This is a genomic window from Actimicrobium sp. GrIS 1.19 (assembly GCF_035984655.1).
Lineage (GTDB): Bacteria > Pseudomonadota > Gammaproteobacteria > Burkholderiales > Burkholderiaceae_D > Actimicrobium.
The window spans coordinates 1-15468 of sequence record NZ_JAXCHT010000043.1 but is presented as its reverse complement, the minus strand read 5'-3'; the positions used below and the strand labels follow the sequence as shown (position 1 = coordinate 15468).

At 56.7% G+C, this 15468-nt stretch carries 10 protein-coding genes; 7 read left to right on the top strand and 3 right to left on the bottom strand.

Going from position 1 to position 15468, the window contains the following annotated elements:
* The first annotated feature begins 325 nt into the window (after positions 1–325).
* Entirely contained in the window at positions 326–772 is a 447-nt protein-coding gene (locus RCH09_RS18530; protein WP_326942630.1) for a GNAT family N-acetyltransferase, read from the top strand.
* Positions 773–844: 72 nt separating this feature from the next.
* On the opposite strand, the gene RCH09_RS18525 is transcribed toward RCH09_RS18530, so the two are convergent.
* The 3 genes from RCH09_RS18525 to RCH09_RS18515 form a co-directional block, all read right to left on the bottom strand.
* Positions 845–1135, bottom strand: a complete 291-nt coding sequence (locus RCH09_RS18525; protein ID WP_326942629.1) for a type II toxin-antitoxin system RelE/ParE family toxin — start codon at positions 1133–1135, stop codon at positions 845–847.
* Positions 1123–1413, bottom strand: coding sequence for a CopG family ribbon-helix-helix protein (locus RCH09_RS18520; RefSeq protein WP_326942628.1), 291 nt, complete (start codon positions 1411–1413; stop codon positions 1123–1125). Before RCH09_RS18520 ends, RCH09_RS18525 begins: the two co-directional genes overlap by 13 nt.
* A 407-nt stretch (positions 1414–1820) precedes the next feature.
* Positions 1821–4232 carry a TOTE conflict system archaeo-eukaryotic primase domain-containing protein gene (locus RCH09_RS18515; protein ID WP_326942627.1) on the bottom strand — a complete coding sequence of 804 codons (2412 nt, stop codon included), beginning with the start codon at positions 4230–4232 and terminating at the stop codon, positions 1821–1823.
* A 295-nt stretch (positions 4233–4527) separates the two neighbouring features.
* Between RCH09_RS18515 and RCH09_RS18510 the strand changes: the two genes are divergently transcribed.
* The 6 genes from RCH09_RS18510 (at position 4528) to RCH09_RS18485 (ending at position 15401) form a co-directional block, all read left to right on the top strand.
* A complete protein-coding gene (locus RCH09_RS18510; protein WP_326942626.1) occupies positions 4528–6660 on the top strand; it encodes a class I SAM-dependent DNA methyltransferase in 2133 nt (710 codons plus the stop codon).
* Between the two features lie 109 nt (positions 6661–6769).
* Positions 6770–7897 carry a restriction endonuclease subunit S gene (locus RCH09_RS18505; RefSeq protein WP_326942625.1) on the top strand — a complete coding sequence of 376 codons (1128 nt, stop codon included), beginning with the start codon at positions 6770–6772 and terminating at the stop codon, positions 7895–7897.
* Positions 7894–9528 (top strand): ATP-binding protein, encoded by a 1635-nt coding sequence (locus RCH09_RS18500; RefSeq protein WP_326942624.1) that lies wholly within the window; start codon positions 7894–7896, stop codon positions 9526–9528. The genes RCH09_RS18505 and RCH09_RS18500 overlap by 4 nt, the downstream gene beginning before the upstream one ends.
* A 149-nt stretch (positions 9529–9677) precedes the next feature.
* Positions 9678–13076 (top strand): type I restriction endonuclease subunit R, encoded by a 3399-nt coding sequence (locus RCH09_RS18495; RefSeq protein WP_326942623.1) that lies wholly within the window; start codon positions 9678–9680, stop codon positions 13074–13076.
* Positions 13077–13347: 271 nt separating this feature from the next.
* Entirely contained in the window at positions 13348–14259 is a 912-nt protein-coding gene (locus RCH09_RS18490) for a hypothetical protein (RefSeq protein ID WP_326942622.1), read from the top strand.
* A gap of 206 nt (positions 14260–14465) precedes the next feature.
* Entirely contained in the window at positions 14466–15401 is a 936-nt protein-coding gene (locus RCH09_RS18485) for an AAA family ATPase (RefSeq protein WP_326942621.1), read from the top strand.
* Positions 15402–15468 lie beyond the last annotated feature (67 nt).

Genomic DNA, 15468 nt, shown 5'->3' with positions numbered 1-15468 from the left:
CCAGGGAATATTGTTATGTGGCGAGGCATGCGTCGGCTGGCAGATATGCAATTCGGTTTTAATCTTGCCTCAGAAAGATATGGGTAATTGAAAGGTTGCTGATGCGCTTACATTTGAGCTGGCTTCATATGGCGAGATCTTAAGCATATTGTCAGCTGATGCTAGCACCCAAAGCGGCAACAGACGGGGTTTTACACGCAAATCCGACAAAGTTTATTGGGTAAAAAAACTAGAAGCCGTGCGGCTCCGCGAGGAGTCAGGTTTTCGCGCAAGATTCCGTGTTAAATTGGTATTCTGCTAAAAAAATGAACGTGAGCGTCGCTGGATGATGCAAACCAACTGGACAATCCGGGCTGTCGAAGCGGCCGATGGCCCGATCGTTTGCCGCCATCGTTTCAACGCAGCAGAGACGCCAGACGGCCACTACTCCTGCTACCTGTCCTGGCTCGAACTTGCATTGGCGGGCGGAACGTATGTCGGTCTGGTCGCAAGGTGCGATGCGCACGTCATCGCTGGCGCCGGCCTCGTCCTGCTGGATTGGGGACCAACGCGCGACGACCCGGGTTATCTGCGGGGTCGCATCGTCAACGTTTTCACGGAGCCAGAGTGGCGGCGCCAGGGTGTCGCCAGGCAACTTATCGAGGAACTGATTCGGCTCGGGGAGCAGGCCGGCATTGGCACCTTCAGCCTGGGTGCGAGCGAGAAGGGCGCAACGCTGTATCGGCAGCTTGGGTTTGTGCGGTATGAGGAGGAGATGCTGCGCCGCGGTTGATCCGGCACATCATTCATTGCAAAACAGGCTGTAGAACCGCTATTCATGGTCGGCGGTAGACCGGTCAGGCTCTCAGAGCCCGACTTCCTTTTGGTGTCGCACGGCAAGGACCGTTACCGCATCGGCGTCGATGCGGTAACGCGCGACATAGCCACTGTCGCCGAAATCGATGATCCACTCGCGAAATGCCTCGGCGAGATCCTCAATCGGACGACCAATGCCTGGTTGATGCGCAAGGATTTTTACCTGTTGCCGCACGGTTGTGACGGCGCGCTTGGCCGCATCGACGTTCTTGCTGGCGAGGAATCGATACAGGCGCTGTACATCGCGCAACGCCTGCGGCGACCAGATCAGACGTGACATTCAGGCGGCTCGATGTCGTTGCCCTGTTCGAGCTGGGTCAACCACGCATCGGCTTCGTCGGCCGTCACATGCAACCCGGTGGTGCGGTACGCTTCCCAGGCGTTGAGCGTGTCCTGGCGAAAAGCCTCGCGTTTTTCTTCCCGTTCGACATACTGCGTGATCGCCTCGCGCATGAGCCAATGGGGCGTGCGATGACGTGCCTCGGCCAACAGTTTCAGTTTGGCTTTGGTGGCGTCATCAATTTTGATGGCGACGGGGCGAATGGCAGCGGCAGTCATCGCGAATCCTTCAAAGTATTTCGAGGTATTACCTTAGCATACTTAAACTCGCGTCGCCAAGGCTGTACCGAGCTGTTCCCCGGCGGCCCGGCGTTGTGCGTTACAAGAAGTAGTTGCTGCGGCGCGGTTGATCCGGGTCGTTGCCAATCGTGGTGTTATCTTGATTATTGCGCTTATCACGGTGGCGGTTTTTAGGCGATAAATCGCGCCGTGAGATTACATTGGACGGCCGAAACAGGCCTGGCGCGCGAGGTTGTCCACGGCGATTTGATCGTCGGGAAGGGCGGGGCACAATCCTGATGACATGGTGGGGGCTAAGTTTACGTGCATTGCCCTCGGCCGCCCTCAGTGCGGGCATCCCGCCGCGCACGATCAGAATCCGACGTGAACCCATATCTTTCTTCGATTTATGGGTCGGTGCTCGGGGTTTGGTTTTGCTGAAGACTTAACTGCTGTTGATCTGATTCAATGCGATAACCCATCGCTCGGTAACCACGCTGCCGCTTTTCCCACATCCGGTAGAGTTGAGGATGATCGAGCTCGACATAGTCGTAAATCAAAATGTCGCTCTTGTTTGCATGGTCGCGATGCAGCCTGCCGACGTATTGCTGCAATGTCCCTGACCATGAAATCGGCAGCGTCAGAATGAGCGTATCCAACGGCGCATGATCGAAACCTTCGCCGACCAGCTGCGCGCTGGCCAGCAGTATGTGTGGGGCGTCCTGCGGCAACTCGGTCAGGGTCTTGATGATCGCATGGCGTTCTTTCGCTTTCATGCGGCCGTGCAGCATGAAGCAGGGATAGTCGACCTTCGCAAGGTGCGCATGTAGCAGGTCAAGGTGTTCTGTCCGTTTGGTTAGCAACAGTACCTTCCGCCCATTTTTCAAGGCGTTGGTCGCGTCGGCGACGATGCGTGCATTTCGACTATCGTCCTCGGCCAGCAACCGGATGATCTCCTGAATGCTGGCAAGTGGTGGAATCGGTGGGGTCGGAAGTTGGCGAATCCGAACCGCTAATTGATCCGGGACGTGCGCCGGTCGTTTTGCAATGTGCCGTACCGGGCCGGACTGCATGAAGATGATCGGATGGTGCCCGTTGCTGCGGACGGGCGTGGCGCTAAGCCCAAGAACGTAGCGCGAATTGGCTTGCTTCAAGACTGCCTCGAACGTTTCTGCGGTTAAATGGTGTGCTTCGTCAATGATGACTTGGCCGTATTGGCTGAACAGTTCGGGAAGATCGTCGCGGCGCGCCAGACTTTGAATAACTGCGATGTCGAGCAGGCCGGTGGGTTTGTTTTTCCCGGCGCCGATCAGGCCGATTTTTTGTTCGTCCAGTGCCACGAAACTACCGAGGCGCTCTTGCCACTGTCGCATCAGATCGGCACGGTGAACAATGACCAGGGTGCTGACCTTTCTCTTCGCGATGACGGCTGCGGCAGTGACCGTCTTGCCAAATGCGGTAGGCGCAATCAACATGCCGAAATCATGTTTTGTGACGGCGTCGAACGCGGCCTGCTGATCCTGGCGCAGTACACCTTGAAACGTTGCGTCCATGCGCTTTCCCGTCGAACGTGCGTCCTCCAGACGCAAAGCGATTTTATTGACTGCAAGCAGCGCCTCTACATCGCTTAGGCAACCTCGTGGCAATGACAGAAATTTTTCGTGGTTTTCCGCGCGGCTGATGACGCGCGGCGTATTCCAGGTCGACCGCTGCGTAGCCTGAAGCTTGTAGAAATCCGGATTCTGGAACGCCGCAAGCCGGATCAACCGGTTCGTCAGGGACTGCGGAAGGCCGGCCTTCTCGATAAAGAGTTGGGCGGCGATCGTCGCTTTCACGGCTTTCGGCATCATGCCGTGGAGTTTGACGTCCGGCTTGGCGGGCTGTACCCATGGCGCATCGGCGTTCTCTTCCGGCACATCGGCGTAGGCAATGTCGAGCGGATGGCGATCCCCAACCAGTCGGGTTAATACCGCTTCGATACGGCTTTGCGGAAGGGGTTGGATGTTTTCCAGAAATGCCCATTGATCGGGTAATTGCTGTAAGTTTTCGTCGACAAAGACGCTGCGGCCAAGGTCGCGGGGCTCCTTTTGAAGCGGCAACGCGATTAGGTTGCCAAATCCACCTTTCGGCATGGTGTCCTGATTCGGGAAGAGACGATCATAGGAGGTTAAGGCGAGTTGCCGGGTACGTGCGCAGGTCGCACTGATTAGCGCTGCACCAAGACGCCGCACATCCCTTGCCGGCGTCGCGTTTGCGAAGAAAAGCCAGAGATGCGCGCCTTCGCCTGAGCGTGAAATTTCCAGCGCTGCGGGGAGATCCTGTTCGACGCAGGTTTTCAGTACCGCCCGCGCATCCTCACGCCAATCTCCGTCATCGAAATCGATCGCAAGAAAATAGCATCGGTTATCGACCAGCAGCGGATACACGCCGGCAGTGATCTCTCCCCGCAGATGCCGGAACACGACATGATCTGTGACCGGAGCAAACAGGCTGTGACTGCACTCGCTGCATTTTATTCTGGGTTTCTCGCAAACGCCGCGGCGCCATTCGTTGGCACAGACCGGTGAATAGCCAGGCTTTTCCGACGTCTTGCTGATCCATCGCACCGGATAGATATCTTCCCGGCCGCGAAAGAGCTGTCGGAACAGCTTGACCTTCGCCTCGGCCGACAGTTCATTGCCGATGATCCGTATCGCAGAATTATTCGTTTTCGCGGCAACGCCTGGTTGCGGCGCGGCGATACCGTGCTGCGCAAGCAGAGTCTTGAGCATCTGATTCTCGGCACGTAACTGATGGATTTCCGATTCGTTTTTTGACATGCAGGTTTCGATTTTTTTGGAACATACATCGACGAATCGCCGAGGATACTAGGCTCGTCCAGAATTGTCTCAATTGCGCTTTGAGCTGAAGACAATGAAGCACGCGCAGCATTAAAAACTGCTGAAAGGCAAGTCTTGACTGCCAGGCGTGTAATATGACGGGAGGCAGTTTCAGCCCACAAATAATCCTCTGTTCTGCCTTAATGTTAGCTGGTCGCCCGCACAGGGAGCCGACTGATATGTCTAGCGAGTCAAGCTCCGGACAAATGGCGAATAGAAAACAAGAATTGACGAAATGACCGCCAACGCATTCCAGAACATTACCCAAATAGAAACCAGCTTGTGGGAAGCCGCCGACCAGTTGCGCGCCAACTCTAACCTCACCGCCACCGAATACTCCCTGCCGGTTTTGGGCGTCATCTTTTTGCGCCACGCCACCAACCGCTATCGGTCCGCGCTGCAAGCCATTGAAGCGGATCAGGCCGCAGGAGCCATGCCCAAGCGTCCGCTGGGCAAGGCCGACTTCATCAAACGCCGTGCGCTCATGTTGCCCGAGGCGGCACGTTATGACGTGCTGATGGACTTGCCTTCCGGGGCGAGTTTGGGCGGCGCTCTCGTGGCGGCCATGAACGCCATTGAGGCTGACTTCCCACCTCTTCAGGGCAGCCTGCCAAAAGACTACGATCGCTTCGACAACAAGCTGCTGGAAAACCTGCTGCGCTGCTTTGATTCCCAGGCATTGCGTACCGCCACGGGGGACGTGTTTGGCCGCATCTATGAATACTTCCTGATGAAGTTCGCCATGCAGGGCGCGCAAGACAATGGCGAATTCTTCACGCCACCCTCGCTGGTGCAAACCCTGGTCAATGTGATTGAACCCGACCACGGCGTGGTGACCGATCTGGCCTGTGGTTCCGGTGGCATGTTCGTACAGAGCAGCCACTTTATCGAGCAGGAAGGCTTCGAGACCATGAAGCGCGTTACCTTCTATGGCCAGGAAAAAACCCCCACCACCATCCGCCTGGCGAAGATGAATCTGGCGGTGCATGGACTCGAGGGTGACATTCAGGAAGCCAATACCTTCTACGAAGACAAGCACCGCCTGCAAGACGGCCGGCCGCTGTGGGGCAATGTGGACTTCATGATGGCCAACCCGCCCTTCAATGTCGACAAGGTCGACGCCGAATCCATTAAGACCGATCGTCGATTGCCCTTTGGTCTGCCCGGTGTCAATAAGGACAAACACGTCTCCAACGGCAATTACCTGTGGATCTCGTACTTTCACAGTTACCTGTCGCCTACCGGCCGGGCCGGATTTGTCATGTCGTCACAGGCCAGCAGCGCAGGCCATGGCGAAAAAGAAGTCCGCCGTAAACTGGTAGAGACGGGCGATGTCGATGTCATGATCGCCATCCGCTCGAACTTCTTTTATACCCGCACCGTGCCGTGCGAACTATGGCACTTTGACCGCTCCAAGCCGGCAGAGCGCAAAGACCAGGTGCTGATGCTGGATGCGCGGAATGTGTACCGCAAAGTCACCCGGAAGATTTACGATTTTTCGCCGGAACAGCAGGCGAATCTGGCTGCGATCGTGTGGCTCTACAGAGGCCAGCAAGACCGCTTTTTGGGTCTGGTGCACAGCTACCTGACACGACTGGGGAAAGAAGCCGCGGCCATCGACGCCGCGCTCACCACGTTTGACGTCACGCTGACCGCCTGCCATACACCATTGGCGGCGTTTGTGGACAGCGTGAAAGATATCACTGCGCTGTCAAAAGACAAGCGTAACGGCTTGAACGATGCCATGGCCGAATGGGCAGGCGCCGCCACCGCTTATACCGCCGACCGCGCCACGTTTGTGACCGGCCTCGCCGTATTTTGCAAGACCGTTGCCAAGCCAGTGCTGATCAACAAAGACCAACATGCTGCCCGTCAAATTTTCGCTCCCCTAGGTGAATCCGCACGCGGCATGGTCAAGCAACTAGACCTGCTCTACAAACTCGCTGCCCGCGCCGCGCAACTAACGCAAGAGTTGGCCACGCAGGACGAAGCAGCCGAGTTTTACGACCGCCGCGCCATCGGCAAGCTCGTCAGGCTGCTGGATGAAGCACGCAAATCCGCCGTCGAACAGCTCAAAGACTGCGTCTACTTGCAGCGTCAGATCGTCTGGCTGCAGGAGCGTTTTCCGAACGCCGAAATGCAGGACGTGCTGGGTCTATGCAAAGCCGTCACCCGCGCCGAGATCGAAGCCGCTGACTGGAGCTTGACTCCCGGCCGTTTTGTCGGAGTAGCTCCGGTCGAGGTGGATGCAGACTTCGACTTCGAGCAAACGCTGCGCGATCTCCACCTGGAGCTGGCTGACCTGAATCGCGAGTCGGGGGAGTTGGCCGCCAAGATTCAAACCAACTTTGAGGAGTTGGGAATATGAGCTTTACTAGACGACTAGCTTTTGATGGCTGCTTGCCAATGTTTCACGATGGCTGCCCGCCATTTTTATATCCAGAACATTGTCCAGGCGCTTTGAATATATGAGCTGGATGCCCAAACGCCTTAATGAACTTGGATCAGTTTCCCGCGGCCGCTCACGCCATAGGCCAAGGGATGCGGCACACCTGTACGGCGGACTGCACCCATTCATTCAGACTGGCGACGTGAAGCATGCCGGGCTGTACATAATCGGCTTCACGCAAACGTACACGGAAGCCGGACTGCAACAGAGCAAGCTATGGCCAGCCGGCACCTTGTGCATCACCATTGCGGCGAATATCGCAGACACCGCTATTCTTGCCATTGATGCGTGTTTTCCTGATAGCGTTATTGGCTTTATTGCTGATCCGACTCAGTCAGATGCCCGGTTCGTAAAGTATCTTTTTGATGCCACCATCAAAGTCCGTGTCCAGCAGTTCTCACAAGGTGCTACACAGGACAATCTGAGTCAGGAGAAACTGCTTTCGTTAGATTTTAATGTTCCTACAGTTACAGAACAAACGCGCATTGCGGACATCCTTTCCACCTACGACGACCTGATCGAAAACAACCGCCGCCGCATGGCCCTGCTCGAAGAGTCCGCCCGGCTGCTCTACCGCGAGTGGTTCGTCCGCTTGCGCTTTCCCGGCTATGAACACACCCCTGTAGTCGATGGGGCGCCGCAGGGGTGGGAGCGGGCACCGTTGGAATCGGCATTGATTTTGCAACGTGGTTTCGATCTTCCGACTCAAGACAGACAACAAGGGGACGTCCCAATATACGGCTCCAAAGGCATCCTTGGCTACCACGACAAAGTCAAGGCGATTGCACCTGGCGTGGTCACAGGACGAAGCGGAACTTTGGGCGAAGTGCAATTCGTTGCCGACGATTATTGGCCACTCAATACTGCTCTTTGGGTGAAGGAATTCAAGCGCGTGACACCACTGTTCGCGCTGTTCCTGCTGCGGGAAATGGATCTGAAACAATTTAACGGCGGTGCTTCTGTGCCTACGCTTGACCGCAAATCTGTGCACCGGATTGAAATCCTGATTCCGTCTGCGCTTATGCTTCGATCGTTTGATGAGTTCGTATCGGATATATTTACGCAGATCAAAAATCTCAGTACTCAGAACCAAAAACTCCGCGCCGCCCGCGATCTTCTTTTGCCGCGCCTGCTGAGCGGAGAATTGGCCGTATGACCCTCGAAGACCAGCACACCGATCTCAAATCCCTGCGCACCGTCGTAGGTAAGTCAGCGGACTGGGACGCGTTGGCCAAAGACTGCGTGTGCTTTGCCAATGGTGCCGGAGGCCGGTTGTTGATTGGTATCGAAGATGGGCAGACACTGCCGCCAACCGGCCAGGTGGTGCCGCCCGAGGTCCTGGACCGGCTACGCAAACGCATGGGTGAGTTGACGGTGAATGTCCAGGCGCTGCCCAGTTTGCAACGGGCGGCCAATGGTGGTGAGTTCATCGAGTTGGCGATTGACCGCTCCCCGAACGTGGCATCGACCACAGATGGGCGCTATTTCTTGCGCGTGGGTGACACCTGCCAGCCGGTACTGGGCGACGATCTTCTGCGCTTGGCCAGTGAACGACCCGGCAGGCCGTGGGAAGCCATGGACAGTGGCGCGCCGCGTGGCGCGGCAGATGCCGGCAAACTCGCGCGCTTCGTTCAAGACATCGCCGCATCGGACCGGGTCAAAGCGTCGGTCAAGGAGAAGAGCGCGGACGAGCTGCTGACCCATTACGGTCTGGCCCAGGGCCCAACCTTGAGCCGTCTGGGCGTGCTGCTGCTGGGTAGCACCGCAGACCGCCGCGCCCTGGGTACCGCACCGTTGGTGCAGGCCATCAAGTACGACGAACACGGCCAGAAAATTAACAAATGGGTCTGGGACGACTGCGAGCTGTCCCCTGTGGAACTGGTGGATGCGGTGTGGCGTGCGGTACCGGACTTTCGCGAAAGCTACGAAGTGGCCGAGGGCCTGTACCGACGCAATGTGCCGGCCTATGACGAAAAGGTGGTGCGCGAGTTGCTGGTCAATGCACTGGTGCACCGGCCCTACACACAGCAGGGCGATATTTACCTCAACCTGCACCCGGAACGACTGGAGGTGGTCAATCCAGGCCGCTTGCCGCTGGGAGTGACGCCGCGCAACATACTGCACGCCAGCCGCCGGCGCAACGAAGCGCTGGCGCGGGTGTTTCACGACCTGGGACTGATGGAGCGCGAAGGCAGCGGTTTCGATTTGATTTACGACCGGTTGTTGTCCCAGGGGCGCCCGGCACCGGTGCCAGAGGAGGGCACGGACTGGGTCAAGGTGACGATCCAGCGTCGCATTGCCAAGCCAGAGGTAATGCGGTTGGTGACCGAGGCCGATGCGCGCTTTCAACTCACCCAGCGCGAGCGCATCACCTTGGGGGTGTTGGCACAGACCGAGGGCATGACAGCCCGCGAATTGGGCGCCGTCCTGGAGGCAGATGGTGGGGCTGAGTTGTCCGTGTGGCTGGGGCGCTTGATTTCTCTTGGCTTAATTCTCACCACGGGCAAGACTTCGGGCATGCGTTACTTTGTGGCACCTGATTGGTTGCGTGGTGCGCAACTGGATCGCAAGACGACGTTGAGCCGCATCACGCCGCACCGCTTGCAGGCTTTGATCCTGGAAGACTTGGCGCGGTACCCGGAGTCGTCCAGCGCCGACATTAACCGGCGCATTGGCGTTGAGATTTCGCCCAAAACGGTGAAGCGGGCGCTGGACAATTTGCTGCAGACCAACGAGGTTGTCTATTCAGGTGAACGGCGTTGGAGGCGTTACCGGTTGGGGGTGTGAATTCTAAAGGACAAAAGGGAGAGAAGTTTCATGAAAAAGAATGGCTTGAAGCCGCACATGAGTTCTAAGCGTCTGATTTGTAATGGTTTTTATAAAGGACAGGCATTGGCGCTGTCCTTTATGGCCCATCGCATTGTCCGATAGACGCCATGGCCTACACGGACATCAACAGCGAAGACCGCCTGGTGCAGGCAACCTTTGCCGAGCATTTGGAAAAGACGCTTGGCTGGGCCAGCGTCTATGCCTGGAACCAGGAAACCTTTGGTCCAACAGGCACCCTGGGCCGTACCAGTGAGCGCGACGCGGTGCTGGTGCGCGATTTGCGCGCGGCACTGGTCCAGCTCAATCCACAGTTGCCACCACCGGCCATTGAGGAAGCCATCACCAAGCTGACACACCACGACTTTTCCCGTTCCCTGTTGCAGCACAACCAGGCGTTTCACATGATGATTCGCGACGGCGTGCCGGTAAGCTACCGCAACGCACAGGGGCAACTGAGTCACGCACAGGCGGCGGTCATCGACTTTCGCAACGCGGCCAATAACCGGTTTCTGGTGGTGCGGGAGCTGAAGCTGACCGGCCTGCGCACGCCCAACTACAACCGCCGCGCCGACCTGGTGTGTTTTGTAAACGGCCTGCCGTTGGTCTTCATCGAGCTCAAGGCAGTGTACAAAAACATCCGCGCGGGCTTTGACGGCAACTTGCGCGACTACATGGACGAAAATGTCGTCGCCCATGCGTTCCACCACAATGCGTTCCTGATCGTCAGCAACGGACATAATGCCCGCTTTGGCTCGATCACCAGCACCTGGGAGCATTTTGGCGAGTGGAAGCGCCTGCATGAAACCGACGTGGGTAGCGTCGCTGCCGAGGTGCTGCTCAACGGCATGCTGGCGAAGGATCGTTTGCTGGATATTCTGGAAAACTTCATCCTGTTTGATGCCAGCAAGGCCGGTGCAGTGCGTAAAGTAGTGGCGCGCAACCACCAAATGCTGGGGGTCAACCAAGCGGTAGCCTCGGTGGTGCGGCAAGAAGCCTTGAAGCGTGAATTCCCTACAGAAAAGCGACTGACATATCGCACCGTTGCGCTGCCTAAGGCCGAGAATGACAACGCCGCCAACGCGTCCTTACTGCCCTATTTTGTTGCAGCTGAGCCGGTAACGGAGTCTCTGGAAATCATCGAACGTGCCCACCCGGACCTGGGCCGGTTGGGTGTCGTGTGGCATACGCAGGGAAGCGGAAAATCGTATTCCATGGCGTTCTTCGCTGAGAAGGTGCGGCGCACCGTGCCGGGCAATTTCACCTTCGTGCTGATGACCGACCGGGATGACCTGGACAGTCAGATTTACAAAACGTTTGTTGGTTGTGGCGTGGCTGATGAAACGACCCCCAGGGCCAGCTCAGGGCGCGACCTGCGACGTTTGCTGTCCGAGAACCACCGCTATGTGTTCAGCCTGATTCACAAGTTTAACCAGGAAGTCACGCCAGACGACCCCTACAGCCCGCGAGACGACATTATTGTGATGTCCGACGAGGCGCACCGCACCCAGTCCGGCAAACTCGCCCGCAACATGCGCATGGCGCTGCCCAATGCGGCATTCATCGGCTTTACCGGCACACCCCTATTTAAGTATGACGAGATCACCAGGCGGATTTTTGGTGACTATGTCTCGCGCTACGACTTCAAACGCAGCGAAGAAGATGGCGCCACCGTCAAGCTGGTGTACGAGAACCGGGGTGAAAAGCTGGGCCTGGCCAAGCTGGACTTGAACGACCACATCGCTGCTGCCGTGGATGCGGCCGATCTGGATCCGGATCAAACCGCCTTATTGGAAAAGCTGCTGGGTAAGGACTACGAAGTCATCACTGCCGATGAGCGGCTGGACCGCATTGCCGCGGATTTTGTAGAACATTGCAGTACCCGTTGGGAAGCAGGCAAGGCAATGATGGTCTGTATCGACAAGATCACCGGTGCCCGCATGCTCAAACTCATTGAGCCAAAATGGAAAGCAAAAGCGGCCGCTGTGCAGGTGGAAGCGCAGATGAAGTTGGCGGACATCACCTTGGCGCCCGATGACGAAGCGCGCCAACTGTTGCACGCGCAACGTGACCGGTTGCTGGCAAAAGCCGTATGGATGAATGAGACCATCATTGAATTGATCATCAGCGAGGCCCAGAACGAGGTAGCTGACTTCAAGAAATGGGGTATTGACATCATCCCTCACCGCTCGGTGATGAAGCTGGGGTTCGAGACCAACGACGGCCAGCGTGTCGACGTGGAAACCGCGTTCAAGAACCCCGCGCACCCATTCCGCATTGCAGTCGTGTGCGCGATGTGGCTAACCGGCTTTGACGTGGAATGCTTGTCTACCCTGTACATCGACAAACCGATGCGTGCACACACGCTGATGCAGGCGATTGCCCGCGCCAACCGGGTCTACCCCGGCAAGGACTTTGGCCTGATCGTGGACTACAACGGCATGCTGAAAAGCCTGCGTGAGGCGCTGGCGCAGTACGCGCTGGGCGACGATGGAGGTGATGCCGAGATCGTCGCGCCCATCGAAGAACGGGTAGCCGCGCTGGCCGACGCCCTTGCCGTCACCGAAGCGCATTTACATGGGCTGGGCTTTGACGCCGGTCTTTTGCCAGGCACCACCGGATTCACCCGCATTCAACACCTGGCAGACGCCGTGGAAGCGGTGTACACCAGCGACGAGTCGAAGCGCCGCTATGAAATTTTGTGCCGAGTGGTGTTCAACCGTTTCAAAGCGTTATTGGTGGAGCCTTCGGCGCTGGTCTTTGCGGAGCGGCACGATAACCTTGAGGCCATCTACAAGAAGCTGGGGGAACGGCGCGACACGGCCGACGTGAGTGCACTGCTGAAGATACTTCACCGCATCATCAACACAGCCATCGCGTCCAATGGCCCGGGAGGCGACCAAGCCAGCGGGCTGACAGTGGACCTCTCGCAGATCAACATGGAAAAACTTCGCGACGAGTTTTCTAAAAAAGTAACGCGCAAGGCCACGGTGATCGAAGACATCCGCCAGATCCTGGCAGAGAAGCTGGCGCAGATGCTGACACGTAACCCGCTACGCATGAACTACGAAAAGAAGTACCAGGAAATCATCGCTGCGTACAACCAGGACAAGGACCGGGCCACGGTGGAAGATACCTTTGCCAGGTTGATGGATCTAGCCAGCAGCCTCAATGATGAACAGCGCCGCGCGGTCGACGAAGGCCTGAGCGAAGAACAGTTGGCTCTCTTTGATTTGTTGCAGCGTGCTGACCTGACCAAGGCAGACCGCGAGCGCATCAAGCAAGCAAGCAAGGAGTTGTTGGCGGGGGTGCTGGCAGTTATTGCGCCGCTGGACCGGTGGACCGAGAAGGAACAAACGCAGGCCGAGGTGGAAACCTTCGTGCTTGACCACCTCTACCAAACCCTGCCAGAGCCGCCCTACACGGCAGATGACAAGGCACAGGTTGCGCAGCTGGTTTACCGGCATATCTGGCAGCAAAGCGTGCGCGATGGGGTTGCGGCTACATAAAAGACCAGAGCGTAATACTCCAGTTGATCCCTTGGTGTTGTCGCCGACTGAAACTGATATCGCGCTCATCGAAAAGTGGCCTACGCCCGTTTGGGCGTACCTTCTACCGCGTTTGCGGAAAAGTTGTCTGGTCTCGGCCCTGAATCTCCTCGGGTTTGGCGTCAGGCCAACTCGCTTTAAGGCATGTTCCATTACTGTAACGGGGATGTCACTGTAACGTGACGAAGATGGGTTATTATTTTATTAATATTACCGTGATGGAAGGCACCCCATGCAAACCAGCTTGACGCTACGTATTCGCCAATTTCTCATGTCATTCGCATCGGCGACGGCGCTTGTCCTCGGTTTTTCGGCGGACGGTAATGCGCTGACGATCTGCGCTGGCCGCTGCCCTGACCTCCTCATCCCGTCGGGGTCAACGCTGCTGGTTTCTACCCTTAGTCCGATCCAGTATGGCGAGATCTGCCTCGGTGTGGGCCCGTGCCCGGCACCCGCAGCAGGAAGTGGTGGGAACGCGGCAACCGTCCCCCCACTAACCGACGTTTCGGTATCTATCTGGCCGCCCGCCGCGGTCTTGCAATCCTTCGGCGAGGTTGTCCTTTCCGGTCAGTCCACGCTCACGCGGCTTCCATTGATGACGTTGATTCCGACGCAAAGCGATGCCGGTTGGCACTACCAGTTTAACGTTTCCACCCCGCAAGTTACCTCCGTCACGATTCCTTATTTCCTCGATGCCCAGTTTTCTGCCATTTCCGGCCCTGCCGACTGGAGCCTGTCCATCAACACGACCGATATTTTCGGTTTGGGCAATGGTGCCGGCTACCTGCAATGGCGTTTCCAAGGACTATCCGAACCCACGTTGAATTCCATCTTCTCGTCAACGTTCCCTTCTGGCCCGGCGGACGCCACCTATCGGGTGGGTCTGTCCGACGGCACCAGTGTTGACGTGTGGGGATTGATACCGCTGTCGCCGCTGACACTTGCGGCCGGACTGCAACCCTTCGTTTCAGCGGTTCCCGAGCCGCAAGCAAGCGCCATGATGCTCGTGGGATTGCTCGTCCTTTGTTTCATGCTGCGCCCTAGGAATCCGAAGACATCGCACGACAAAAAATTGTTTTTGGCAAAACTCAAGAGGGCGTGTTATTGCGTCCGCCACGGAAACGCTCAACAGCTCAACGCCTGACGATGAACGAAAAATGAATCCGAACCGGAGACGATTTCACGGTTTATCGTGACATCTGGCTTATGTCGTTCTCGTATGATTATTTCGTCATTAGCCGTCAGTTGAACATGGTCAGTGGCGCGTCGATTTTGGCATAGCATGTCCAAGTTCTGATTCCGGCCGCCGTTCGCATAACATATTGGATTCCGATGACTACAAAAATAACAATGAACGGAGTCGCCAGCTACATCGGCCCGGCGGTCTTGGAAACCGACAAGAAAGTGACTCTTGTCTACGGCCTAAATGGAACTGGGAAAAGCACACTCGCCAACTACCTATTGGACCCTACCAACACCATGTATGCGGGCTGCGTCATCGCCGGCCTTGAGGACGCACAGGTCTACGTGTACAACAACCGCTTTGTGAAAGACAATTTTCATGAAATGGACAAGCTGAAGGGGATATTCACCCTTTCCAAGGCTAACAAGCAGGCTGAAGAACAATTAGAAACTGCTAAGCAGAATCTAAAGAGCCAAACTAAGACCAAAGATGCGCTGGATAAGGCTATCGCCGTACTTGAAAGCGGGGCTGCCGCGGCCAAGACGCAAGCAGAGGAAGTAACCTGGAAGATAAAGACGCAGTTTGCTGGTGGCGACAGGGTGCTCGAATTCTGCTTGGAGGGCCTTAAGGGGATGAAAGGCCGCTTGTTCGATCATATAGCTTCATTTCCTTTGCCAGACGCCAAGCCAATAAAGACGACCGATGATCTGAGGAGCGAGTCAGAAGCGCTTTCGGGCGATAAGGCTCAGCATTTCGCGAAGCTTCCAAAACTGGCATCAGACCATGCCTCCTTCGAGAATAATCCCCTTTGGAGCCAAGCAATTGTCGGCAACCAAGACGGTTCAATTTCTACGCTTATCAAGCGCCTGGATAGTGCGGATTGGGTGAGCGAAGGCATCCCTTTCATGGACGCCTTGCAGAAGGACGGGAACCTGCACTGCCCATTCTGCCAAGCCGAAACGATCACAGCTGTAGTCTCGAAGGCGATCAAGGGATATTTTGACGAAACGTTCTCAAATTCAGTTGCAGAGCTGAAAGAACTATTGCAGAGCTACAAGGCCCAAAGCCCGCTGAACCCACCTCGTTATACACAATTCGCCTGATCACCCAGCCGACGTAGCGCGCGCATCGTTTTGACAGCGACATGCACATCTTTCAAGCCCAACCAGA

Excerpts from the sequence above, each read along its gene's own strand:
- RCH09_RS18530 (WP_326942630.1), top strand. The coding sequence starts at position 326 with ATGATGCAAACCAACTGGACAATCCGGGCTGTCGAAGCGGCCGATGGC.
- RCH09_RS18525 (WP_326942629.1), bottom strand. The coding sequence starts at position 1,135 with ATGTCACGTCTGATCTGGTCGCCGCAGGCGTTGCGCGATGTACAGCGC.
- RCH09_RS18520 (WP_326942628.1), bottom strand. The coding sequence starts at position 1,413 with ATGACTGCCGCTGCCATTCGCCCCGTCGCCATCAAAATTGATGACGCC.
- RCH09_RS18515 (WP_326942627.1), bottom strand. The coding sequence starts at position 4,232 with ATGTCAAAAAACGAATCGGAAATCCATCAGTTACGTGCCGAGAATCAG.
- RCH09_RS18510 (WP_326942626.1), top strand. The coding sequence starts at position 4,528 with ATGACCGCCAACGCATTCCAGAACATTACCCAAATAGAAACCAGCTTG.
- RCH09_RS18505 (WP_326942625.1), top strand. The coding sequence starts at position 6,770 with ATGCCCAAACGCCTTAATGAACTTGGATCAGTTTCCCGCGGCCGCTCA.
- RCH09_RS18500 (WP_326942624.1), top strand. The coding sequence starts at position 7,894 with ATGACCCTCGAAGACCAGCACACCGATCTCAAATCCCTGCGCACCGTC.
- RCH09_RS18495 (WP_326942623.1), top strand. The coding sequence starts at position 9,678 with ATGGCCTACACGGACATCAACAGCGAAGACCGCCTGGTGCAGGCAACC.
- RCH09_RS18490 (WP_326942622.1), top strand. The coding sequence starts at position 13,348 with ATGCAAACCAGCTTGACGCTACGTATTCGCCAATTTCTCATGTCATTC.
- RCH09_RS18485 (WP_326942621.1), top strand. The coding sequence starts at position 14,466 with ATGAACGGAGTCGCCAGCTACATCGGCCCGGCGGTCTTGGAAACCGAC.